At 59.1% G+C, this 24,434-nt stretch carries 21 protein-coding genes; 5 read left to right on the forward strand and 16 right to left on the reverse strand.

Going from position 1 to position 24,434, the window contains the following annotated elements:
- Positions 1–88 precede the first annotated feature (88 nt).
- The 10 genes from RBT76_00735 to RBT76_00780 all read right to left on the reverse strand — a co-directional run bounded on the left by RBT76_00735 (position 89) and on the right by RBT76_00780 (position 11,758).
- Positions 89–1,207, reverse strand: a complete 1,119-nt coding sequence (locus RBT76_00735; GenBank protein ID MDX9856297.1) for a radical SAM protein — start codon at positions 1,205–1,207, stop codon at positions 89–91.
- Positions 1,204–2,460 (reverse strand): radical SAM protein, encoded by a 1,257-nt coding sequence (locus tag RBT76_00740; GenBank protein ID MDX9856298.1) that lies wholly within the window; start codon positions 2,458–2,460, stop codon positions 1,204–1,206. The genes RBT76_00735 and RBT76_00740 overlap by 4 nt, the downstream gene beginning before the upstream one ends.
- 1,220 nt (positions 2,461–3,680) lie before the next feature.
- Positions 3,681–4,088 (reverse strand): hypothetical protein, encoded by a 408-nt coding sequence (locus RBT76_00745; protein MDX9856299.1) that lies wholly within the window; start codon positions 4,086–4,088, stop codon positions 3,681–3,683.
- Between the two features lie 199 nt (positions 4,089–4,287).
- Entirely contained in the window at positions 4,288–4,950 is a 663-nt protein-coding gene (locus tag RBT76_00750; GenBank protein MDX9856300.1) for a hypothetical protein, read from the reverse strand.
- A 41-nt stretch (positions 4,951–4,991) separates the two neighbouring features.
- Positions 4,992–6,035, reverse strand: coding sequence for a hypothetical protein (locus RBT76_00755; GenBank protein MDX9856301.1), 1,044 nt, complete (start codon positions 6,033–6,035; stop codon positions 4,992–4,994).
- A 308-nt stretch (positions 6,036–6,343) separates the two neighbouring features.
- Positions 6,344–7,861: a hypothetical protein gene (locus RBT76_00760; protein ID MDX9856302.1), complete on the reverse strand. Its 1,518-nt coding sequence runs from the start codon at positions 7,859–7,861 to the stop codon at positions 6,344–6,346.
- 376 nt (positions 7,862–8,237) lie between these two features.
- Positions 8,238–9,362, reverse strand: a complete 1,125-nt coding sequence (locus RBT76_00765) for a sodium ion-translocating decarboxylase subunit beta (protein ID MDX9856303.1) — start codon at positions 9,360–9,362, stop codon at positions 8,238–8,240.
- A 28-nt stretch (positions 9,363–9,390) separates the two neighbouring features.
- Positions 9,391–9,783 (reverse strand): biotin/lipoyl-containing protein, encoded by a 393-nt coding sequence (locus tag RBT76_00770; protein MDX9856304.1) that lies wholly within the window; start codon positions 9,781–9,783, stop codon positions 9,391–9,393.
- Positions 9,784–9,850: 67 nt separating this feature from the next.
- Positions 9,851–10,195 (reverse strand): OadG family protein, encoded by a 345-nt coding sequence (locus tag RBT76_00775; protein MDX9856305.1) that lies wholly within the window; start codon positions 10,193–10,195, stop codon positions 9,851–9,853.
- A gap of 12 nt (positions 10,196–10,207) precedes the next feature.
- Positions 10,208–11,758, reverse strand: coding sequence for an acyl-CoA carboxylase subunit beta (locus RBT76_00780; protein MDX9856306.1), 1,551 nt, complete (start codon positions 11,756–11,758; stop codon positions 10,208–10,210).
- Between the two features lie 496 nt (positions 11,759–12,254).
- On the opposite strand from RBT76_00780, the gene RBT76_00785 reads away from it, so the two are divergent.
- Complete coding sequence (locus tag RBT76_00785; protein MDX9856307.1) at positions 12,255–12,512, forward strand: hypothetical protein; 258 nt, start codon at positions 12,255–12,257, stop codon at positions 12,510–12,512.
- Between the two features lie 63 nt (positions 12,513–12,575).
- Here the strand turns inward: RBT76_00785 and RBT76_00790 are convergent, their stop codons facing one another.
- Together RBT76_00790 and RBT76_00795 are read right to left on the reverse strand one after the other, a co-directional pair.
- Positions 12,576–13,043, reverse strand: a complete 468-nt coding sequence (locus RBT76_00790; GenBank protein ID MDX9856308.1) for a hypothetical protein — start codon at positions 13,041–13,043, stop codon at positions 12,576–12,578.
- Positions 13,044–13,262: 219 nt separating this feature from the next.
- The gene (locus tag RBT76_00795) at positions 13,263–13,904 is read right to left on the reverse strand and encodes a DUF2569 domain-containing protein (GenBank protein MDX9856309.1); all 642 of its coding nucleotides are present in this window, start codon (positions 13,902–13,904) and stop codon (positions 13,263–13,265) included.
- A 408-nt stretch (positions 13,905–14,312) separates the two neighbouring features.
- Here RBT76_00795 and RBT76_00800 point away from each other — a divergent pair, with 408 nt between their 5' ends.
- Positions 14,313–18,608 carry a LamG-like jellyroll fold domain-containing protein gene (locus RBT76_00800; protein ID MDX9856310.1) on the forward strand — a complete coding sequence of 1,432 codons (4,296 nt, stop codon included), beginning with the start codon at positions 14,313–14,315 and terminating at the stop codon, positions 18,606–18,608.
- A gap of 187 nt (positions 18,609–18,795) precedes the next feature.
- Positions 18,796–19,353: a hypothetical protein gene (locus tag RBT76_00805; GenBank protein MDX9856311.1), complete on the forward strand. Its 558-nt coding sequence runs from the start codon at positions 18,796–18,798 to the stop codon at positions 19,351–19,353.
- Between the two features lie 85 nt (positions 19,354–19,438).
- Here RBT76_00805 and RBT76_00810 read toward each other — a convergent pair whose 3' ends face one another.
- Both RBT76_00810 and RBT76_00815 read right to left on the reverse strand, forming a co-directional pair.
- Positions 19,439–19,630, reverse strand: coding sequence for a hypothetical protein (locus RBT76_00810; protein MDX9856312.1), 192 nt, complete (start codon positions 19,628–19,630; stop codon positions 19,439–19,441).
- 2 nt (positions 19,631–19,632) lie between these two features.
- Entirely contained in the window at positions 19,633–20,487 is an 855-nt protein-coding gene (locus RBT76_00815; protein MDX9856313.1) for an SPFH domain-containing protein, read from the reverse strand.
- Between the two features lie 433 nt (positions 20,488–20,920).
- Here RBT76_00815 and RBT76_00820 point away from each other — a divergent pair, with 433 nt between their 5' ends.
- Entirely contained in the window at positions 20,921–21,790 is an 870-nt protein-coding gene (locus RBT76_00820; GenBank protein MDX9856314.1) for a hypothetical protein, read from the forward strand.
- A 136-nt stretch (positions 21,791–21,926) separates the two neighbouring features.
- Here the strand turns inward: RBT76_00820 and RBT76_00825 are convergent, their stop codons facing one another.
- Entirely contained in the window at positions 21,927–22,463 is a 537-nt protein-coding gene (locus tag RBT76_00825; protein MDX9856315.1) for a DinB family protein, read from the reverse strand.
- Between the two features lie 90 nt (positions 22,464–22,553).
- Complete coding sequence (locus RBT76_00830) at positions 22,554–22,991, reverse strand: RDD family protein (protein MDX9856316.1); 438 nt, start codon at positions 22,989–22,991, stop codon at positions 22,554–22,556.
- Between the two features lie 258 nt (positions 22,992–23,249).
- On the opposite strand from RBT76_00830, the gene RBT76_00835 reads away from it, so the two are divergent.
- Complete coding sequence (locus RBT76_00835; protein MDX9856317.1) at positions 23,250–24,353, forward strand: FlgD immunoglobulin-like domain containing protein; 1,104 nt, start codon at positions 23,250–23,252, stop codon at positions 24,351–24,353.
- The last annotated feature ends 81 nt before the right edge of the window (positions 24,354–24,434 follow it).

A 24,434-nucleotide genomic window follows, 5' to 3' on the forward strand; every position in this document is an offset into this window, starting at 1 on the left:
CAGCGCCGTATAATACGCACGCCGGGCGTCGATAGCAACGCCCGGCGCACATCAAAAACACTCGACATCAGCGGCCGATGGCCGTATCTCACTGAGCCGGCATCTCCTCGCCGATCTGCCGATAAACCGCGGTCAGCAGGTTGGTAATCAGCTCATTGTCCTGGCAATGCAGCCCCTGCCCGTGCTCAATCCGGTATATACAGTAAGGGTTGTCGCCCCGCGACCCGGATGCGGAAACTGCCGTCGTCGCACAGCCGGCCCGGCACATCGGCAGATACTTGCACTGCTTGCAGAAACCGCCGGCGGACTCTCGCTTGAATTTGCGGTTGTACGCGAAGGCGTCGGGGTCGTTCCAGATCTCGGTAAGGGAACGCGTGCGGATATTGCCCTCGACGAACTGCTCGGGCATCGACAGGCATCCCTTGATATCGCCGTTGGACTCGATCCCGAGTCCCCGCGTTCCGGCAAAACATCCCCAGTACGGGTGGCCGTCAGTCAACATCGTTCCCTTACAGCCGTAGTAACCGATATTCTCGCCGACATCGATATCCAGCCGCTTGTCCTGTTTCAGTTCGAGGATCTTGTCAACGAAACGCGGGAAGTTCTCGATCGACATGACGAGATTGCCGTGTTCCCTCATGCGGCCGGTGGCCGTGGTCATCTGGATGCGCCACTGCGGCACACCGCTGTCGATAAGGATATCGCGGATCGTCTCCATCTCGTCGAGGTTGATGTTGGAGATCTGGCTCAGGGCGCAGAATTTTTTCAACCGGGGGTTGGCGGCCATCAGATGGAACGCGTTGATCACCCGGTCGTAACTGTCCTCGCGCTGCCGGATGAAGTTGTGGGTCTTTTTGACGCCGTCGAAACTGACGCCGACATTGCGAAGGCCGACATCGACGAAGGTATCGACAATCTCCGGCGTGACCGCCATACCGTTGGTGATCAGGTACGGTTTCGCGCCGTTGTCGTTGATTCGTTTAGCCAGCAGGGGCCAATCAGTGCGAAGCAGCGGTTCGCCGCCGGAGAGGGTGATGTCCACCGCCCCGAGCGCGCATAACTCGTCGATCAGGGCCAGGGCTTCGTCGGTCGTCAGTTCGTCGGGACGTTTCTTCCCGGCGGCCGTGCCGCAGTGGAGGCAACGCATATTACAGGCAAACGTGATCTCCCAGACGACGGCTTGCGGATAAAACTGAAACTCGCTCATGACTTCTCCTCCACAGCGGCTTGCATCCGCTGCTGTCGTTCGCGTGCGATTATTTCGAGCATCGGTTGAAGGTTGTGCTTCCAGCTGTCGCACAGCTGGTCGCCGGAGGCGACGCCTTCGGCGCGGCGGGCGGGACATCCGCCCATGCAGATGGGCAGTATCGTGCAGTCGCGGCACTTCTCGTCCTCGAATGGATCGAAGGCGAAGAGGCGCTGGAAATTTTCATGATGGAAGTCGATAGGCTCTTTGATGTTCCCGGTCGCCCTGGACAGGTCGCCGACATAATTGAAGCATCGGTACAGGTAGCCCTCGTGGTCGATCAGAAACGAGTTGACCTGCTGCGACATGCAGACGGTCGCTGACGGCGACGGCAGCGACTCGATCCGAAATCCGTTATCGAGCAGAATTCGGTAAAACGCCGCCTCTATCGCGGCGAAATCCCGGTTCTCGTAGCACTGGTCTGCGATATTGGCGCATGCCGTGGTGGCTGACTCGATCTTGCCGAAATTGACCGCCACCCGCTCTTGCAGCCCGGCTCGCGCAAGCTCGTCGAGCAACTGCTGCACCATATCGGCGGTGAACGTGCGGTCGACATTAACGCGGACGCTGATCGACATCAGCCCGCTGGCATACGTGATATTCTCGATTATCCGATCGAAGCTTTCCTTGCCGTTCTTCAGCGGCCGCTTGCGGTTGTGGATATGCGACGGTCCGTCGAGCGTGACCTGCACCTGCCGAACGTGCAGCTCGGTGAGTCGATCGACAGTCTCGCGCGTAAGCAGATAGCCGTTGCTGATCATCGATGCGTCGTACGGAATGCCGTGTGACGTGCCGACCTCAAGGAACGCGGCGGTCAGCCGCTCGATAATATCCATGGCCAGCAAGGGTTCGCCGCCATACCAGCAGACGTCGAGATGCTTGAGCTGCGCAGCCTGACGGTTCACGAAGGCAATCAGGCTGTCGATCACCTCGGTCGACATCCGGCCTCGCTTGTTGCCCTCGAAACAGTACCGGCACGCCATGTTACAGGCCATCGTGGGGGCGATGACGAGGCCGAGCGTGCTGGTTTCAAACCGCGTCCGGCGGTGGAGGAATTTGTAGGAACGGAGTTCGTCGCGCGCGTCGTCGTATAAAAACCGGCCGTAAATCAGCTGCTGCAGCAACTGCTGCTCGGCCTCGGTAAAGGATGGCGACTCGCCGTTGCCCAGTTTCGCGGCGAGCGCGCAGTAGGCAGCGTAGTTTTCATCGGTCATGAGTGCCACCGCACCGCTGCATGCGTTGTACGCTATGTGGTACCCGTTTGGCCCGGACTGAAAGTGATTATACCGCGATACCTTAAACATGAGTTTCAACCAATCAGCTTTCGTCCCTATTCACGTCGTTGACCAGGTGCGGGAAAGGTCGCCCCTTCCCGCACCGTCGTTTCTCCCGATCGGCACGGCGTGCGGCCGAACCGAATACAACCCTCCGCAAATCGGATAATTTGCAGGCACCGATCGCGCCCAGCTGCGCGAGTGATTGCGGTGCAGTTGCCCTTGAATCGTGTGTCTCAACCACGGTTCAGACCGACGGTGTCCGAATCGGGCATACAGCCTCGCAAGGCTGTGCAGCGTGCATTAAATCGGAATCGGTGGTACGCCATACAGCGGGTACACGACACCTTTGCACCTGGTCTTGCAATAAATTCTGCAGACCTGCGTCGTCACATCGCTTGGATCGATGAGATAAATCACTCTTGTTTCACCTCCTTTCAGTGGGTTCAGGTTTCACTCTGCACTGACTGTTCGTGCGATACGGTGATAACGACATTCCATAAGCAATGCCGATCACCTAACGCGGGGTATCGCCTAAATCGGAACCCCGTACAAAGGATACACGACACCCTTGCACTTCTTGCTGCAATAAAGAATGCAGACCTGGCTGGTCACATCCTTCGGATCGATTAAGTAGATCACCCGCAGTCACCTCCCTTCAGTCGGAGTAGCAAAGTGTTTGAGGTACGTCGGCACACATCCGCACGGCGGCGCCGCACATATGCGGCCGGGTTAAGACGTGTAAATGCGTTTAAAACGTGGTGAATAAATGACTGGACCGTCGATGCCGATTCACCTCCACAGCGGTTAGTCTATCTGAAGGCATATCACTGCGATTGCGCACGACGTGCACAGCCGCGTTCGGCAATTCCTGGGCGTCGCCATGTTGCGACGACGCCGTCAAAGCTGCTGCTGATAAAATGCGGGTCCCCGGATTGACCCCACACCCTTACAACTCGAAAAGTCGTTCCACAACTTCGACCGAGACCATCGCTTGTGCGCGATTTCACACATCTTTATCCAAAAATCGCGTTAGCACTCTACGATGTGGAAACAAAATAATTTTCGTAGAGTATCTTGTCAAGTATTTTCTGGCGGCGAGTGATCACGGAAGAATCGCACACGCCGCCGCGCAACCGCGCCGGCTGTGCGGCGAACAGTCAGCGTCGACGCCGGTCGCGACGGCCTGATGCGGTGGTGTCTTCCGGGGTGTGAACAACGCTGACATTCGACAACGATGACCAGTTGCCCGATTCGTCGACAGCCTTGATTCCGAAGTAGTAGGTCGTGTCCGGCCATAAGGGCAGAACCCTCGTCACGGATACTTTCGAACCCGAGGGCGACGGTGTGGGAATATTGGAAACCGGTGCGGCCCTGTCCCAGGAGGCGCGGAGTACAGCAGAATCTAACGCGTAGCGGATCTCGTATCGAGCAGCGGTCCCCACCTCGCCATCGTCGCCGACCGCCGTCCACGACAGTGTGACCCGGACGCCGTTCTGCCGTTCGGGGATATGTTCGGTCGCCTGCGAGCTGTCTGATCCGGAACCGCAGGCTACGAAAAGCGACATTGTCAAAGCGACAGCCCCTACTGAGAGAGCGCGCGTCACGAATGCGAGGTAATGTGCGTGGCGACGATGCATGCCGGTAGGTAACAGATTCTCGGTCGCGAAGAAAGAGTAAAAATTCGGAAGCCGAAATCAACGGGCCACTCGCTGTTCAGCGGGTGGCCCGTATGTGGGATGCCGTTGACTCTGCGACGGATCACTTTCAACAGCCGGGCAGGCATGCCGCCGGAGCGGACCCGCCGAGGAACAGGAAATTGACCAGGTAGATCAGATCGGACAAGTCAATGTTACAGCCCGCGTCGCCGTTGGTGTTGGCCGATGCCTGACAGACTGGGGACGGACCACCCAGGAAAAGGAAGTTGACCAGATAGATCAAGTCGGACAAATCGACGTTCCCGCCCGCGTCATCGTTTACGTTCCCCGTATTTCCGGTGCAGCAACCGGACGATCCGCCGGCAAAATCCTGCCAGTATCCCTGATTGAGCGTATAACTGGCTGACGATGCGACGCCGACCGCTGTCTGGCCGATCGTACCGTTCATCTGGAAGCTGGCCGACGAACCCCAGCCGCCGCCTCCGCCGATCACCCACCAGTTGATCTGCTCGCCTGCCATCGGCGATTTGACTTGTTCCGTAACGACCGGCGATGTCCCGGCGGGCGAATCCGGGCGGGGTTCCGGTGACACGACGGCCGACTGTTGTTCGACCGAACCGGGCTGCGGCGCGGCTTGCTGCTGCGCCGGCGGTGCGGGCTTGCGTTTCGATTCGACAGTTCGCTCGTCAAGCGTACGATCTTTCGCGAATGCGCCGCCGACCGTCAAAGCGGTGATCGCCGCATACATCAGAAGCCGCGCTAGCGTTCTCATATTGTGATTTCCCTCAACAAACGTCCTGATATCGTCATTGTCTATTCTGTCTCATTCATTTGCGATTCCGGGATGCCGTAGGTCACCTTGTCGTCCTGGTGCTCCTGCAGTTTCAGCGGCACGCTCATCTGGAGTTCGCGTGGAGCGAACGTGGCGCTGAAGACGACATAGCCCCAGATACCCAACGCATACGCGGCGTTATTGGTATTCCCATTAAGCCAAAACGTATAATAGCCCGCACTCGGAATATCTACCGTTCTGGAGAGAGCGAAGTAATGGGTGGGATTATTGGAGCTGGCATTGTCCGCGTCCTGAGCAAATACACTCTCGTACGTTGTACCGCAATTGGCTGGACTGGAAGTCCCAGGGGCATCGCAGAGGCCGAGTCCGTATGTTACTGTGAGGCTGGACGACGAAGTTGCATCCGCATTCAGGTAGGATTGACCGGTGGCGGTAACCCGAAGGTAACCGGGACCGGGCGCCTGGATAGTAACACCGTAAAGAGCAACCGGCAAGGTGCTGACCGTCAATGCATACCCCGGGCTCGGCGCCAGTTCCCCGATCGCGGTTGCCGCGTTGGGCGCGAGCTTATCGACCGTCACCGCCGAATCCCGAATACTGGAACTGATCACGCCATCATCGGTGACGAAATCGGTGACCTGTGACTGAAGGGAAAGCACCGATTGCCATGCATACGGGACAGTGGTCAGGCGGGTCCGGGGGGATATCTCCGGGTCCGCCCCTACCGTAATGCCGAGAAAAGCAAGACTGTCCGAGATGAAGTCACCGTCGCCGAAGATGCCGAGATTCAGCGGGTTCATCGGAGGAGCGCCCAGACGGACCGAAAACAGGCCGTCGGTTGTCGTTACCGTGACCGGTCCACTGTCCCACAACTCGTTGGCCGGGGCGCTGGCGGTTGAATCGTTGTAGATTATGAATCGCATCCCTTTCGGACCGTCCGGCAGCGGATTGCCGCCCGCGTCGGTCAGCCGTCCCTGGTACGAAATTACGTTGGGCACTTCGTTGGAGACGGCCGCCGAACAAAACAAAAACACTGCCGCAAGAACGACTGTCGCTTCTTTCATGGTTCCGACTCCCATGTATCAACGCCAACCAAAATGCCCGGTTGAATAAACTGCGTCTGAATGAAAGTCACATCGGCGAGTGCGTGTACTGCGGCATGCCTATACGCACAGAGTCGGCGTGCGTACGTTCGCGGCCGGTGTGAGTATTAATCCGAGATATCCTCTGAAAGACACGCGCCCCGTGTCGAGGCCGGACCGGCGGCGATGTGCGTCGGTCGTTCCTCTCAGTACACAGTATATATATCACCGATGCTGCCGGCAAGTTAAAAATCTACCAAATGCGTCCATAAACGGTGGGGAAGGTTCCCTTACTTGTCGTCGCTATCACCCGCGTCACGCATCCGCCGTTCCTGCTCCATTCGCAGGTCCATCTCTGCACGATCAGCCTCAGCCCGGGCTCTTTCCAGCTCCGCCCGTGCGCGAGCTGCCCGGAGCTCCAATTCACGAAGGTCAACTTCGTACAGGTTGTCCGCGTTCGGCGCCTTGTGGACCGACGGCACATTCGACGGTCCAAGCAGTACGACTGACTCAAACCCGCCCGTCCCGGACGACGATGCCAGTGTCGTCACCGAACCGTACGACGTCGGCAGGAAGATCGCCGTAAGCGAGGGAAACCAGACCGCCACCACACCATTGTTCGTCCAGCGCCTCCCCTCGAGACGGAAGGTGTACGTGCCCGCGCTCTTGAAATACACCCGCTGATTGGAGTTACTATAGTAGTTGGTTTGCGTACTAAAAAAACCATCGGCCCCACTGAATGAGTAGTACGGCGACTGGATGCTGCCTCCCGCCGTTTCGTCTATCTGAATATAGCCGCCCTGGTTGGCCGTCGTGTTACTTGATACGACCCAGCAGTGTGCCTGCAGGAAAATGTACCCTTCCGTCGGCGTTGTGATCGTGACGGTTGTCAAATCCTGCATGGTGGTCGAACTGTTAAGCTCGATAATATTGCCGGACCGATTGGCGGCAAGGCCGGGCTCGTTTACCAGTTCGTTTGAGTTGATAGCGTTGGGCGGAAGCACCGTGGACGCATCTCCAGACAGAACCCCCAGAAACTGGTGAGTATAGGTTCCCGCGGTGTCTACCATCCGCAGTGAACTCACTCCTGACGGTGATCCCCCGAGCGCGATAACGCCACCGAGTGTCGTGGGATTGTAGAGCTGAAGAGACCCGCCGAGCGACGCGCCGGAGCTTAAAAACGCCGTATTCTGATCCGAGATGTCATACAGGAAGATCGAGCCATACTGCGAACTGGACAGCCAGGCCTTTATGTTCCCCTGGTACCTCATTGCGATATTGGAGTGGTCGGCCTGGTTCAGCAGCTGGAGGTTCGCGAGGTGCGCGGGACCGTCAAACTGTAAGTCGCCGGTTATCACGTCACCGGTATCATTGACATACTGATCGTCGGTCAGTTCTTCCGCGGACCCGGCATGCATGGCGTACGGTACCGCGGCAACGCGTGTTCTCGGACTTAGCTCAGGATCGGCACCAACGGTGATGCCGAGCCAGGTCATAGAATCCGCAAACAGGTCGGACGGAAAGGACGGCATAGGGGCTTCGCCGAGCGTGACCGAGAAAAGGCCGTCAGTCGTCGTCACACTGGTGGGGCCGCTGTCCCAGAGGACGTTGACCGGGTTCGAGGAGGTCGGATCGTTGTAAATGACAAAACGAACACCCTTCGAACCGTCTGGCAGCGCCGTCCCCGTCGCGTCCGTCAGTCGTCCCTGATAGCTGAACCGGTTGGGCACGTCCGCTTTCGACCAATCGAGTGCGGCGACGACCAGAAGCAGTGCGAACGCCGTTTTTCGCAGACAACTCACGATCATAGCTGATACTCCTGTACAGAGGTGTGTCCGGCGTTGTGCACGCACACGCCGGAGGTCAGCCGTTCGACGGAACTGCACGGAAGAAATCCGGCCCGTCAGTCCCGAGCACGGCGCAGTACGACATCGTTTGTGGATCTGTGGGCTGTCTGCCGTCGCCCCCCGGCAAAGTGGATGAGAGTCTTCGATGGCGCCTGTGGTTAACACCACAGGCGGCCCGCGCGAACCTCCATCAATATACGGGACGCCTGGCTAAAGACAAGTAAATATACCGTATTAGTCCATAAATAAGACCTACCGTCCCTGGCCCGGTGGGTCGGGCCAGGCGCCTTCGCAGTCTGCGCGAGCCGGTCTTGTCAGGACGGTCTTATCAGTTCGCTCAACCAAACGTCGCCAGCAGGACGCCGGCGGCGACGGCCGAACCGATCACGCCCGCCACATTGGGCGCCATGGCATGCATGATCAGGTAGTTGAAAGGATCTTCGCGGGCCCCGATCACCTGGCAAACCCGCGCCGAGTGTGGAACAGCGGAGACGCCCGCCGCACCGATGATAGGGTTGATCTTGTTCTTCAGAAACAGATTCATCAGCTTGGCGAAGAGCACGCCCGACGCCGTCGCTAAGGCAAACGACGCCGCGCCAAGCCCGAAAATCTTGATCGAGTCGGGCGTCAGAAACCGACTGGCGTCGGTCGAAGCCCCGACGGTCAAACCGAGCAGGATCGTGATGATGTCGATAAAAGCGGTACGCGCGGTGGCGGCAAGTCGCTCGGTGACGCCGGATTCCTTCAGCAAGTTTCCGAAAAACAGGAAGCCGAGCAGGTTAAGCGCGCCGGGCGCGGCAAACGCCGTGATAAGAAAGGCGATAATCGGAAAAAGTATCCGCAGCCGCTTGCTGACCGGCTTTGCGGGCGGCATGCGGATGAGGCGCTCCTTCTTAGTCGTCAGCAGCATGATGATCGGCGGCTGGATCACCGGCACCAGCGCCATGTACGAGTATGCCGAAACGGCGATCGCCCCGAGCAGATGGGGTGCAAGTTTCGACGCCAGGAAAATCGCAGTCGGACCGTCCGCCCCGCCGATAATACCGATTGCCGCCGCATCGGTAACCGAGAAGCCGAGCATCACGGCCGCGATGATGGTCAGGAATATGCCCGCCTGCGCGGCGGCGCCGAGCAGGATCAGCCGCGGACTGGCGAGCATGCACGAAAAGTCGGTCATCGCGCCGATCCCGAGAAAGATCAGCGGCGGATACCACCCCTGTGTGACGCCCTGGTACAATATCGACAGCACGCTGCCTTCTTCGTAGATGCTGAGAAGCTCCCCCCACCGCAGCGGAATATTGCCCACCAGCATGCCGAACCCGATCGGGACCAGCAGGAGCGGCTCATAGTTCCTGGAGATACCAAGGTAGATGAAGCAGCAGCCGATGATGAGCATGCTCAGGTTGCCCCACGTGAAGTTGTATATCGCGCCGGCCTGCAGGAATTCGAGGAAGGTTTCCATAGATTCTCTCGATACGGCCGCGGGGCCGTTATTCGAATACCACCAGCATCTGGTTTTCGCGCACCGAATCACCCACGGCTATCGGAATGCTTTTCACCTTTCCGGCGGCGGGCGCGGCGATTGACGTCTTCATCTTCATCGCTTCGATCATCAGCAGCACCTGTCCCTTTGCGACCGAATCACCAACCTTGCACTTGATCTCGACAATGGTGCCCGCGATCGGCGAGGCGACACCACCCTGATTCGACGACGCGGTGTCCGGCGCGGCGGGTCGTGCGGCCGGATCAGCCGATGGCTGAGGCTGCGCGGATTTCGAGCGGGGCCGGGGGACCGGAGCCGAAGCAGGGAATCCCTCGCCCGCGTCCAGTACATCCACATCGACTTCGTATGCCACACCATGAACCGTTATTCTGAGTTTCACGATTGCGCTCCTGGACGAGTCTACATCTTACCGAATTGTTTTCAGCGATACCATCTATCTATGAACGTCACCGTTTCTTGGGAATCACGTGTGAACCATGCAAAATGGCGCGCCCCTGCATCGACCAAACGCCCGTCTGCGCGGTGCTCGGCATGAGGCGGCGGACGCGACGAATATAGAACCGTCCCTGGATCATGGTGGCGCATGCCGCAGCGATCAGCACCAGGGTCGTGCTATCGATGGTGGGTTCCCGCTCGGTCGCCTCTTCCTCGGCGCGTTTTTCGTTTGCCTGCCAGCGCTGATCGACCAGCCGGATCAATGACACCGAGCCGGTTATAATCCACAGGACGCCCAGGACGATGCTCACGCCGATCACGGTCAGTTCAAGGCCGAATCTCAATTCCTCGCTCATTGGTCGTCTTCCCTACAGCGGAATCAGCCCGTGCTTCTTCTGCGGACGGAGTTCCCGTTTGGCCTTCAGGACTTCGAGCGCCTGTGCGACATAGGGACGGGTTTCGGCGGGTTCGACGATTTCGTCGACCAGCCCGTGACCGGCCGCCACATACGGGTTGGCGAATATGTCTTTGTATTCCTGAATCTTGTCCTTGCGCGCCTGCTCCGCATCGGCAGCGTCGGCGATTTCCTTGCGATATAACACCCCGACCGCGCCTTCCGCTCCCATGACGGCGATTTCCGCCGACGGCCACGCGATCAGCGTGTCCGCTCCCATGCTTTTCGCGCACATGGCGAGGTACGCACCACCGTACGCCTTGCGGACCACGGTCGTGATTTTCGGTACGGTTGCCGATGCGTACGCGAACAGCATCTTGGCGCCGTGCCTGATGATGCCGCTGTACTCCTGCTGCACGCCGGGCATGAAGCCCGGTACATCGACAAACGTCAGGATCGGAATATTGAACGCGTTGCAGAAGCGGATAAAGCGCGATGCTTTGTCGGAGGAGTCGATGTCAAGCACCCCGGCCTTGACCATGGGCTGGTTCGCCACGATGCCAACCGTGTACCCGGTCAGTCGACCAAACCCGACAATGATGTTCGGAGCGAAATGCTCCTGGACTTCGAGGAAATCTCCCTGGTCGACGATGCGGGTGATGACGTCATGCATGTCGTATGGCTCGGACGAGTCCTCCGGGACGACGCTGTTGAGCGACTCATCCGCAAACACCTCTTCCTCGTGCAGGTCCGCCCGGAACGGGGGATCCTCGGTGTTGTTGCTGGGCAAAAACGACAGAATGCGCCGAGTCAGATTTATCGCATCTTCGTCGTCCTCGGCGACGAAATGCACGACGCCCGAATAGTGGGCGGTACTTTCGACGCCGCCGAGTTGCTCGGCGGTAATCTCCTCGCCGGTCACCTGTTTGATTACCAGCGGACCGGTGATGTACATCTGCCCTACGCTGCGTACCTGGATGATAAAGTCAGTGAGCGCGGGCGAATATGCAGCGCCGCCGGCGCACGGGCCCGCGATAATGCTGATCTGCGGCACCACGCCCGAGAGCAGCACGTTGCGGTAGAAGATTTGACCGTATCCGGAAAGCGAATCAACCCCTTCCTGGATACGCGCGCCCCCGCCGTCGTTGATCATCACGAACGGGTCGCCCGTCTTCAATGCGGCATCCATCGCCTCACGAATCTTTCTCCCGGTCATTTCACCGACCGATCCGCCCGCTACAGTGAAGTCCTGACTGGCCACATACACGGGGCGACCATCACAGATTCCGTGGCCGGTCACTACGCCCTCTCCCGGGAAGTCCTTGTCGGCCATGCCGAATGCAGTACATCGGTGTTTTATCCACAGCAGCGACTCGCGAAACGTCCCTTCCTCGAACAGCAGGTCAATTCGTTCCCTCGCCGTCAGCTTGCCGATTTCGTGCTGCTTGGCTACGCGGTCGGGCCCCCCGCCCTGGCTGAGTTTCGCCCGTCGTTTTCTCAGATCGGTTATTTTGGACTTCGTCATATGCGCATCACCCTACTGGCTGAATTCTCCAATCCATTCGCCACGGCTTTTCGCTGTAAAATTCGCCGGAGAATAGCATAAACAGCCGACATTCGGAAGGCTTTTTTTCTTTTTCTGAAGTGCGACCGCAAAATGGACCATTACAGGCCATATTAACACTCGGGCGGTGTTTTCTCGCAGACGGAAAGCTGCCGGCGAGCCTTCTCCAGGCGGCGGGATAGCGCATCGATACTCCAGGCGCACGTGCTTCAGCGACAGCCCCTTAGCGAGCGGCCGAAATGGCGGTTCAGGTTTGATTAGGAGGCGTATTGTTTGAGCCGATATACACCTCACACCCGCCAGTGGAAAAACGCCGCCGGCTCAGACCAAACGCATGGTACCGCATCTACCCGTCGTGGATTTCGCCGCATTCGGACCGGGCTCGTTGTAGCCGTTCGGCGGACAGCGAAGCTGCGCCGACAAGTCCGCCTATCGCTGCAGGAGACCGGTTTTTTCGATGTGCAGAAGCCTGACTCGCAACTTCAATCTCGGATCGAAACGCCGGCCCCGATACCTGATCGCTCCATCGTCCGACTCACGCACCCGTACCGGGGCATTTGACCGTCAGTACGATGCGGTACGATCGTTCGATTCAATTGCCGACGTGGTCACGATTCGCCGAGTGGTATCCCTCGACAAAGCCGAGCCGTTTCGGCCCGAACAGATCACCGGTCCGGCCGACCGAATCGCCTGGCTGCGAGACCGATGGATATGAAGAAAACGCGCGGCCGGGCAGACTGTCCGACCACGCGTTCTGAGGAAGCTGTCTCGGCAGCTTTTACCGGGCCAGCGCCCGGAAATCGAGTTTCCCTTCACCGGGATTCTGAATCCACCCCATAGCGCACCGCTCATCGACACGAACCGAATCGCGCCAGAAGAAGTCTGCGTCGCTGCCTTCGGCGAACGCCATCCAGACGTTGGTGGCGTTGCCATCGGCCATGCTCCAACCGATCTCTTTCGATCCGAGCGTGGGATTGTTGATCAACTTGCCGTTATAGTAGACGTCACCGTGGGGAGTCACTTCCATCGGGATAGCATACCGCCACAGGCCGTTGGCGCCGCCCCAACGGTGATTGGTTACATAGCTGTCGACTGTATTGGCAACCGCGGGATTGATCTGTGCGGCGCCGCCGGAATTAACCGGGTTTTTGTCGTCGTCGCTGCTGCACGAGACGCACAACATCGAAACTGCGGCCAGGCCGAGCACGAGGGCGGCCGTTCTGGTGATTCGGGTCATTGATTTCATGATCGTCTCCTTTTTTTCAGTTTGTCGGGTCTGTTTTTTGTTCCTGCCCAGTACGCGCAGGATGTCCGCAGAGGCGATCATGGATTTAATCAGGAGATGTTAGAAAAAGAGCGGAGGCGGACGCCTCTCGCTCTTCAAAACCGGATTCGGCGCCAATTCAGGGGCTTGCCCTGCCGGGCGATCCCGAACCGAATGGCAACTGCGGAGGGCTGTGGGGTGCTACTGCCCCGCTCGGTACTGTTCTATTACCCGCTGATCCTGGTCAGGTACCCCGGGCTGGTTCGTATCCGGTACCTGCGGCAGACTGGTCGGCGGGACCGGCGGCTTAGCGGAAGGATCGCCCTCACTCGCGCCGGCCGTTCCATAGACAAACACCGGACGTTTGTGCGCGAATGTGTTTTTCACCCGCCTCGATCTGACCATGTACGGAATCCACACGACCGCACCGCCCAGGGCCCGCGTCACTTTATGAAGTCCGTCGAGTCCCATCTGCGCGTCAAGCGGGATAATCGCACGCGCCCACATGAGGTCTACAACGGTGAAGAGAGCGTTAAAAGCGAGAAAGCAAATGAACAGAATGGGGAATCGCGGCGACTCCATGAAAAACAGGCCCACCAACACAAGATCGAGCACTATCAGAAAGACGTTGCCCATGATTTCGAACAGCAGGAGGGCTCCCCATCCCGGCAGGTAGTACTCCGATCCGGGATTCGTCAGGGCCGTCCACGTTCCGTCGGTGAACAAGGGCAGAAAATCGCTGAAAAGCCGCGAGCCGATCAGAAACGGCGTCAGAAAAAGACCCAGCGCAGGTAGTATCAGCCAACCGCCAAGTCCTTTGGGTCCCGTAGTGTCATTAAGCATGGTCGATTTCTCCTCCAGCCGCGATTTGAATCAGTCCGAAGGACGGGAAGGCACTAAGCGGGCCGTCGTTTCCCCCATCAGTCGGCATACACTGGCATTATATCGACGGGGGCGGGCGTTCTCTGAACCCAATGATTCCCGGCCGGTTGAGCGGTCATCTTTCACCTTTTCGCTGGATGGCAGCCCTGTATGCGGCATGTACATGCCACAGTTTGTGCATACCGATGCATAATGACCTGTCGGTCAATCGCCCAATGGGCACGGGCGTGCAATCCTGCACCGTATCAAACAGGAATACAACGAGTTAGCGCGTATTATCAATTTCTGACGATCGTTGCGCGTGGGAGCGCTACTTGCTACATACCTGCCTTTACTTTCGCAATGCACCGAGAAACCAGAAGGAGAGGTATGTCCAAACGGAATTGTTCACGTTCGATCCTGCTGACCATTGCACTGCTTGGAACGCTGGTGGTTGGCATCAGTCAAACCGGATCGGCTCAGGTTCCTGAGATTACGAATCTGTCAGTTTCTTCGTCGGGCGGAACGAACAGCATCGACGAAACCGTTTCAGCGACCTATCAACTCAGCGGCAGCGCGACAACATCGGCCACCGCGTGGTACCACAACGGTCTTCCGATCATGACCTTTCACATGCCGTTTGAAGGCGGCGCGGCGGCCGCGTACGATGACTTGTCCGGCAACGGCGTCGCGGCCATTCCCGTCGGCGCGCCGGTCTGGTCGGCTACTTCCGGTCGCGACGGCTTCGGTGCCATGACCCTCTCCAGTACCAGCTATATCCGGGCCGCCACCGGATTCCCGACTTCGTCGTCGTACACGGCGTCCGCCTGGATCAACCGGTCGACAACCAGCGGATACGCGTTTATCGTCGGAAGTGACCAGGCGACCGGCGGCCACGGACTTCGCGTGACCTTCGACGGTCGCATCTCTGCCGGGCACAACGGCAACTGGCGGATTACCGAAAGCGACCGCCCGAGGGAAATAGCCGCGAACACGTGGTACTTTGTAGGCGTGACCTACGATTACGACTCGGGAGCACTCACGCTGTATCTCAACGGTAAACCCGTGGACACGGCGTTCGTGGCTGTCAACGAAGCCAATGTTACGGATCCGACGATTCAGGTCGGTGCCGTGCAGGGCGGAACCAACCTCGTCGGCCGTATCGATGACGTTCGAGTATACTCGCGCGCACTCACGAAAGAACAGATGGCCGCGCTATACCAGTCGAGCGGACCGAATACGATCGCTCCCGCGCAACTGTCAGTTGGAGACACCTGGCAGGCCCGGGTCACGCCGTTTTCGGCGACGGCCAAAGGAACGACATACGAGTCATCGCCGCTGTCCGTTCTCGCCACGTCGCCGGTTATTACATCAACTCCGGAGACGTCGGCCATTGCCGGCAAACGGTACTTCTACGATGCCGCCGCGACCGGCGGTCCCCGGCCGACCTTCAATCTGGTCAGTGGACCCGCGGGGATGACGATTGATCCCCTGACCGGACTGCTCTTCTGGGTCCCGGCGACGACCGGCTCGTTTCCGGTCACGATAGCGGCAGCCAACAGCGAAGGAACCAGCGAGCAGAGTTTCGTCGTTTCCGTCGCTGCGCCGACAGTCGGCGTGGCAAATGTGGCGCTCCAGCAGCTCGGCACCGGCGATCTGCAGGCGTCGTACGACTTGACCCTCGCGTCGACAACCGCGTCGACGGCCTGGTACAAAGAGGGCCAGCCGTTGATGACGCTGTACATGCCGTTCGAAGGCGGGCCGACCTTCGCTCTCGAGGACTACTCGGGCAATCAACATGACGCCATTGTCTCCGGCAACCCGGTGTGGGTCGCCGGTGGCGGTCATGACGGCAACGGCGCGTTCGAATTCGACGGTTCGAGTTTCCTCAATTGCGGCAGCATCTTCCCCACGTTGTCGTCGTACACCAAAACCGCCTGGTTCTACCGGACCGCCAGCCGCGAATTCACGCACATCCTCTCCGGATGGGACCACAATAACGCCAGCACCGGCGGGCACGGCCTGCGGTGCAGTTTCGATGACCGGCTCGGTGCAGGGCAAAACGGTGACTGGCGAATCGTGCAGTCCGAAGCGGGGGCGGCGACCCTGAACACCTGGCATTTCGCCGCTGTAACATTCGATTACGTGAGCGGCATGATGACGCTCTATCTGGACGGCGTCATCGTCGACACCGCCACGGTCCCGCTGAACATGCGCGACGTAACGGACGCCGGCGTGCTGGTCGGCGCCACCCGTGGCGAATACGCGTGGAAAGGACGGATCGACGACGCCCGCGTGTACAATCACGTGCTCTCCCCCGAACAGATTGCGTCGATGTATGCCGGCGGAGAAGATATCGTGGTCGCCGCTGAGACGCACGACGGTGAGCACTGGCAGGCAAAAGTGACCGGGTTCTCGTCCACCGAAGCCAGCGTCGCCTACGAATCGGCTACGATCACTGTCGGCGCCGCGAACCAGCCGCCGTCGCTGGCGACCATCGGCCCGCGAGCCGTCAACGAGAACGACAACCTCGCCTTCATCGTGTCGGCGTCCGACCCCGACCTCACGATACCGTCCCTGTCGGCCGCCCCGCTCCCGGAAAACGCGACATTCGTTGATAACGGTGACGGCACCGGCGCCTTCAGCTTCACGCCGTCGTTCGATCAGTCCGGCTCGTACGATATTACCTTCGTCTGCAGCGATGGCATCGACAGCGATGACGAAGTGGTGACTATCACGGTTGCGAACGTCAATCGCTCCCCGGTCATGGCAGCCGTTGCCGATCAGTTCGTGGCTGAAGGCGAGTTGCTGGAATTGACCATCACGGCCGATGACCCCGACGGCGATGCGCTGGCACTGTCTGCGGCCGACCTGCCGGAAAACGCGCTGTTTACGGACAACGGCAACAATACCGCGAGCTTTTCGTTTACCCCGTCGTATTTGCAGGCCGGTTCGTACACGGTCCGGTTCCGGGCGATTGATGCTTCGTCGGCGGGCGATTCTGCCGACGTGATGATCACGGTCACCGATATCCCGGTGAATTCGCTTTGGTCCGCGGCCATGCACGTGCAGGGTGAAACCGATGGCACCGCGGTGACGAATGGATCGGTCATCATCGGCGTCAACCTCGCTGCGCAGACAACGTCGGCCAGCCCGCTGCCACCCGTATATACGGCGAGCCTGCAGTTGCGCGGCGCGGATCTCGGCGGACCGTTCTACCGAGATATACAAGAGGTCGGCGACCAGTGCTACTTCTGGACGCTTGAACTGGATCCTCACGGCAATTCCGGTTCACCCGTGACATCGCGCTGCGCCACGTTGAGCTGGAACCCGCTCGAGTTCAGCCCCGATCACCACTACGTACTTCGCGAAGGCGCCGACCCGAACGGGCCGGTGGTCGTTGCCGATATGCGTACGGTCACGACATATGAGGTCTGTGACGTTCAGACCTCGCGTTTCTACACGGTCCACTGGGAGTCCGATGCCTGCGCATCGCAGGCATGGGCAACGCTGTCGCTGTCGGCCGGCTGGAACCTCGTCTCGCTGCCGGTCGTGCCGCAATCAACCGATCTGCAGCAGATCATCCCCACTGCCGAAGTGGCGTTCGAGTTCAACGGCACGTACGTCGAAACGACCGTGTTGCAGCCCTGCACTGGATACTGGATCAAAGTGCCGACCGCGATCGATGTCGTGTTGTCCGGAACGCCGGTCCCGGATTGTGACATGATACTTGGCGACGGGTGGCATCTCGTTGGTGCGCCGAACTGCGCGAGTACACCGTCGACACTGCCGCTGGGCGCCCTGCAGGCGATGTTTGGATTTGACGCGAGCTATCAGCCGGCGACTCAAACGGCCGCCGGCAGCGGCTACTGGGTGGAGATCAGCCCCGACGCAGAACTGGAGATGAGCTGCGGAGGAGGATCGGCGCCGGCGCAGCCCGCGGCGGCGATCACCCAGGCGGCAAGCAGGCTCGTGCTGCACGCCGTACGCGCGGTCGACGGAATGGTTACACGCGCGTCAGTTGAACTCGGCGCCGATAACATCGCGTCCTCGCTGATCGCCCCGCCCCCCGCGCCCGAGTATGCCGTCAGGTTAAACCTGTATCGCGACGACATGTCCCGGCCGTACTACCGAGACATTCGTTCATTCGATGACCACGGTGACTCCTGGGTTGTTGCGATCAATCCGCATGGAAACGACCCGCTTCGCGGTGCGGTGACCGCGAGCCTGGCGTGGGACGTTTCGCTCATGGGCGAAGATACCTACGAATTGCGCGAGGGAATCGGCGCCGACGGCCCGGTTGTAGTCGCCGACATGCGCGATTTGACCGGTATCGACGTTACCGGCGACAATCGGGACGTGTTTTTCACCATAGTCAGGACTGCGTCGAGCGCCCATGGCTTGCCTGAGCAGTTCGAACTGAGCCAGAACTACCCGAACCCGTTCAACCCGAGCACGCAGATCTCGTTCACCGTCCCGGTGGCGCAGGACGTGCGGCTCGACATATTCAATGTCCTTGGACAGCGCGTGACAACGCTCGTTGATGGCCGCGTCGAAGCGGGCGGTCATATTGTGACCTGGGACGGACGGGATCAGTCCGGCAGTTTGGTGTCAAGCGGTGTCTACTTCTACCGACTCCAAAGTTCGGAATTCGCCGAGACCCGCAAGATGATGCTATTGAAGTAACCTCTCTTTCCATATCCCTGAGTCGCGGCCCGGCGCTGACAAGCAGCGTCGGGCCGCTTTTTCGTCTCTCTCCGGGTGAAAAGTGGAGAATGTTGGGTGTTTATTTTTCGCCTTGCTCCGCCGATAGAGTACTAAAAGGCAATGACATAGCCGGTCTTCTCCCGGCACGAACAGGGGTACAATGAACATGGATTCCACAAATAAAGGCATTCACAATTCGCCGAGCGAGTCGGCGCCGATCAAACGGCCGTGGTACAAAAACACCGTAACTCTGGGCCAGACCCTCCACGTGGCGCTTACGCTCGCGGCGTTTGGTCTCGGATGGATGGCCTCTCGGCAGAGCGAACAGGCCAGGGTTATGACCCTCCAGCTCTGGGACAATTACTACAGCTATCTGATGGTTGATGCTGATACCAGGAGTTTCTCCGCCAAGACCACGGTGGACTTCGAGGAACGCGGCCTGCAGCCGGTTGGCGAACACCTCTATCTGAGAGACGCATCGGTAACGAAGTCTTCGGACGGCTACCGGTTAGCCGGCGAGATCGTTAACAGCGCCTCTATCCCTCTCGATGGAGTGGAAATGCGCCTGTTCCTTGCTGGCGGCGTACATGATATCGCGGTGGGCAACATAGCCGCCGGCAACGGCAGGAAATTCAAGATCGACCTGGTCGGTATCGCCCCCGATGAGTTCCGCACCGCCAAGTTGATCACCCGCTGCGCAGACATCGCGTACGCCAAGAAGTAGAGACCCGCGCTGCGGCGAACGCCGGAAGAGGCATTCGGCAACAATAACCGCCCCGGCTGCCCCGCGAGAGAACGTCACCGAGGAATCAGGAAGAATCTCGCCTGGTTCCTCCCCTTCCCTCAGCCGGGCTCTTGGATCGTCCCGAATCACGAAGCGCCTTGCGAAGCAGAAATTCAATTTGCCCGTTCAGACTTCGCAACTCATCGTCGGCCCATCGCTGCAGCTGCTCGAGTACTTTCGGATCGATCCGTATGAGAAAAGACTTCCGTTCCGCCACGATTACTGGTAGATCGTCCCGGTATTGATCACCGGTTGCGTGGCCGACTCACCACACAATACGACCAGCAGGTTGGATACCATGGCGGCTTTTCGCTCATGGTCGAATTCTATGATCTGCTTCTTCTGCAGTTCATCGAGCGCCATCTCAACCATGCCAACCGCACCCTCAACGATCAACTGCCTCGCCGCGACGATCGCCCCCGCCTGCTGCCGACGAAGCATCGCCTCGGCGATTTCCGGCGCGTACGCCAGATGACTGATCCGCGCTTCGATTACCTCCACCCCCGCCTGGTCAAGCCGGTCCTGAATCTCGGCCTTGAGCTGCTCGGAGATGGTGAGCGTGTTGCCGCGGAGGGACGTGATCTCGTCGGAATGAGAATCATAGGGGTATTGCGTGGCGAGATTCCGTACCGCAGACTCCGACTGGATCTTGACGAATTGCTCATAGTTGTCAACCTGGAAGCTCGCCTCGGCGGTGTCGACGACTTTCCAGACGACGATCGAGGCAATCTCGATCGGGTTGCCGTCGATATCGTTCACCTTCATGCGGCCGGTTTCGAAATTGCGAACCCGCAGCGAAATCTTCCTCTTGCTGTAGAACGGATTCGCCCACCGCAACCCCTCGTTTTTCGCGGTGCCGACGTACTTACCGAACAATTGCAGCACCCGCGCCTCGTTTGGGTTGACCATAAACAAACCCGCCAGCAGAAAGAAAAACAGGATTATACCCACCGCCGCTGCGATTTTGACAACCGGTGGCGCGATTATCATCAACGCAACCATCGCCAGTATCCCGATCACCAGCAACACCAGCGGCGCCCAGCCCGACATCACGGACCGTTCACGTTCTTTAATCATACAAGCCTCCGTATAAGTGATATCATATTGATATTACGATGATACCACAGCAAAGATTCAATGCCAACCCTTTTTTTTAAAGTTCCTTTTACCCCGGTTACCAGGACCAGTCCCGTGGCTATCGACGCGAGAACCTGCTCCGGGCTTCCGGCAATGGACTGCTCTGTATTCGGCAGAGGTGTTTCGGAATTGAATGGATCGGCGTGGAACGATTGTGTCGACCGGCGACCGACGTCGAAATAACAAACTCTGAACAGCGATGCGCAACAGTCGAACAACTGTACGCAGTCCCGCCTATTTATGGATTTCGATTACTATCTTCAGAAACATCTTCTCCGGCCCGTCGTATACTCCTCTGTACCGGGCACAATACTCAACAACATCGAAGATCACCTGACCCGAACACGAGACATTAACCTCGGAGGTTGCCATGTCACGTCCGTCTATACATACGCTCGGAATCGTCCTCGTCGCCGCGCTGGTCCTGCTTGCGGCTGGCGCTGCCCAGGCCGGGCGCATTCCCTCGGCGGCGGCGCTGTTGAACCCGGATGGTTCGGTTTCCGCACCTGCACTGATCGGCTCCGCGTACACCGGCCCCGTAGCGATCGACGAGTACGCGATTACTCTCGATCCGGCCCTCGGTCCTGTCTTTCATCGCGCGCACTCGAGCGTGCCCATGCAGGCGGTGACCGGCTCACCGCGCGTACTGGCGGCAGCGCTGTTCGACAACATGCTCGTGCTTGCCGGTTCGTTTGATCCGGTTGCCGGCACCCGCTCCTGCAATATCGTCGCCTGGGACGGCACTCAGTGGGTGTCTCTCGGGCGGTTCGGCACCAACGGAACCGTTTTTGAGCTGTCCGTATTCCACGATCGGTTGATTGTCGCAGGCGACTTTTCGTCGGCCGGGAACGACAGGATCTTCCACATCGCGTCCTGGGACGGTGAGTACTTTTCGCCCATGTCCCGCGGTCTCGAGGCTCCGGTGTTTGCGCTCGCTGTCCACCAGAACCTTCTGATCGCCGCCGGTCTCAACGGGCTGGGCTCCACGTACGGGATGGGATGTTCAGGCGTGATCGCCTGGGATGGTCATCGCTGGTCATGTCACGGTTACATGATTCAGGGTATCGTCAGGGAAGTCGAGAGTACCGGCGACCGCCTCGCGGCGACCGGTCAGTTTTTCGGTCTGCCGATCGGACGTCCGGATACAACCCTGTACTTCGACGGTAACCGCTGGGGCGCAACTTCGAACGCCAATGCCGGCATAGCGTCGCTCGGCGCGGCGGCCGACGCCGCAAAGTGAAAAGCTCTGAGGGGTCACTCCGGACGACCCTTGGTGATCTGTCGAATTGCCCCCGGCGTCACCCTGAGCATGTCGAAGGATGACACGAGCGGACTTTGATCCTGCACGGTGGTGTCAGGCCGACGGCCTGACACCACTATCGCTTCTCTTTCACCGTCTCCCAGATGCGCTCGAGTTGCCGGTAGTGCAGCAGGTCGTGACCGGCCCAGCGCACCATTAACTGCGCGACCGTCTCATTCCCGCGTTTGCTGTGTACGCCATAACGCTGTTTTTGATCCGTGGTGAGGGAGCGAAGAAACGCGACATTGATCGCCCGTGTCGCATCAAGCGCCGACAACAGCTCAGTCAGGGATACCCCGCGATACCAGTGCTGGTCCACCCACGCATCTTGGTCCATGTTCAGAAACTGCGGGGCGTCTGATGTCACGATCATCCGGGTCCGATACCCGTAGATCAGCTCGACATCGTACATATGATCGACCACATCGCGCATCGACCACTTCCCCTCTCGCTCCGGCGTCATCAGCCTGGCCGGCGCGACGCCGCTGAAGAACGAGCTGAGTGTCTCGTAGACGCGGTCCAGTATCTCGAGCGGATCGCGGTCGCCCACCAGGGCGTCAACGGCGCTCATATAGGCCTGTGCATCGCTGCCGGAATACGGGCTTTCGGTCATGTGTCGCTCCTTCGAATGATTCCTGTTGATCGATGTTTGAGTATGCTGCTGTCCGGTGCACTCGCGCGTGTTCTCGTCGGCGTACCCACGTCAATACCTCACCACTCTTGTAGCGGCGACCCGGTCGCCGAATCGCGCGCCCTCGGATGATCGCAGGATGAGCACAACTCCCAGAATATTCAGCGCCGGCAGCCCGTCCACCAGCCGAAGCAGATTGCGGACGACCGCCTGCCGGAAATCAATCGGTGATCCGTCGGCCCCCACCACCCGAATATGCACCGCACGTTTCCCTACGGTAGCTCCAAACAAGCCCTCGGCGACAATGAAGTACAAAAAGATCGCACCCAGGAAGATAATGCAGAGAGGATCGGTGACGAGCCGGCCCCATCCCCAGAGATGATCGGAACGCTCCATGAGCCAGACGCCTTTCACGACCCGCGTGACCGGAAAAAAGACGGCGCTCAGCACGGCGAAATCGATCACCAGGGCCGCACAGCGCGACCCGAGTCCAGCGAAAGGCCGTAACAAGCTCTCTTGTACCTCCCTGTTTTACCGTCCGGTCCGGTAAGGTGTAAATGGACTGCGGGCGAAGGTACATTCATACGACGGTTCCCGGCCGGACGCCACCGAATTTTCCCCGCCGGCTGCCGCGCCCCATTATAATCATTGACAAGTACGCCCTATAATGTATTTATTAGTCCGGCCGGGGCGTTCACTGCAGGGCGCGTCTTCGGGATCCGGTCGTTGACATCTCATTCACGTACAAACTCAAATCGGAGCGCTCGTATGGCAAGAATGTTCACGTGGCCTCTTTGTCTGGTCGTCGCCATGATAATGGTGTCGGCCGCCAACGCCCAGATTACCGTCGCAACCAACGACTTTCAACCGCCCGTCGGCACCGTGGTGGACTATGCGGACGCAAACGGCGTGAACATGACCCTGTTCAACAGCGTCACCTCAGGGAGCGGTGGCGGCTTCACCTGGGATTTCTCCGCTCTCGCCTACTCTGCGCCGGTCGGCGGGTTGTCGGTCGATCCGGCCGCCGCGCCGGCGACCGATTCGTTCCCGACAGCAACCGTCGTGCTGCGCTATATCTTCGCGAACGACACGACCTGGTCGTTTCTGCGATCGACATCGTCGGAGTTCGGCGATCTGGGCACGGTACTTCACTCTGCGATGAATCCCGAGTATGTCGACGTTCGCGCTCTGCCGGTACCTGAATACAGCTTTCCGCTCGACTACCAGGACAGCTGGACGATTGTTCGCGACCGCGTCGATTCCACCGAGGAAACGTTTTGGACCAGGTACTATGACACCACAGATTATGATATCGATGCGTACGGCGACGTCGTGTACCACGGCAATTCCCTGCCCTGCCTTCGCATACGCTCATCGCGACGCATAACGAGCGTCATGTATTTCAACGGCCTGCCGTTCTCGACCACGCTCGCCACGACCGAAAAGGCGGAGTTTGTCACGCACGGATTCGACATTCCCGTTCAGGTCGGCTATATCAGCACGAGCGGTTTTGATTCCTTTTTCGGCAGTGTGTTGCATTCGTTTGTGAACGCGCCCACCGACATTCGCGAAAACGACACGGGGACACTGCCGAATGCCTTCTCGATCGCCCAGAACTATCCCAATCCGTTCAATCCGACCACCAGTATAGGATTCAGCCTGCCCGCAGCGTCACATGTCAGGCTGGTCGTCTATAATTCGCTCGGGCAGGAAATCTCGGTGCTTGCTGACGAGTCGCTGCCCGCCGGATCGTTTACGGTCGACTGGGACGGCACCGATCATTCGGGGCGCAGGGTGGCATCGGGCGTCTATTTCTACCGATTCGAGACACCACAGTTCAGCGACACGAGAAAAATGCTCTTGCTGAAGTAATGCCCGGGCATAGGCAAGCTAATCGAACGCCCTGCACCTGGGTGAGGGGCCGTCGCGGTGGCTTCGGCAGCGCCGCTGCGG

The sequence above is a fragment of the Candidatus Zixiibacteriota bacterium genome, from assembly GCA_034003725.1.
GTDB lineage: Bacteria > Zixibacteria > MSB-5A5 > GN15 > FEB-12 > WJMS01.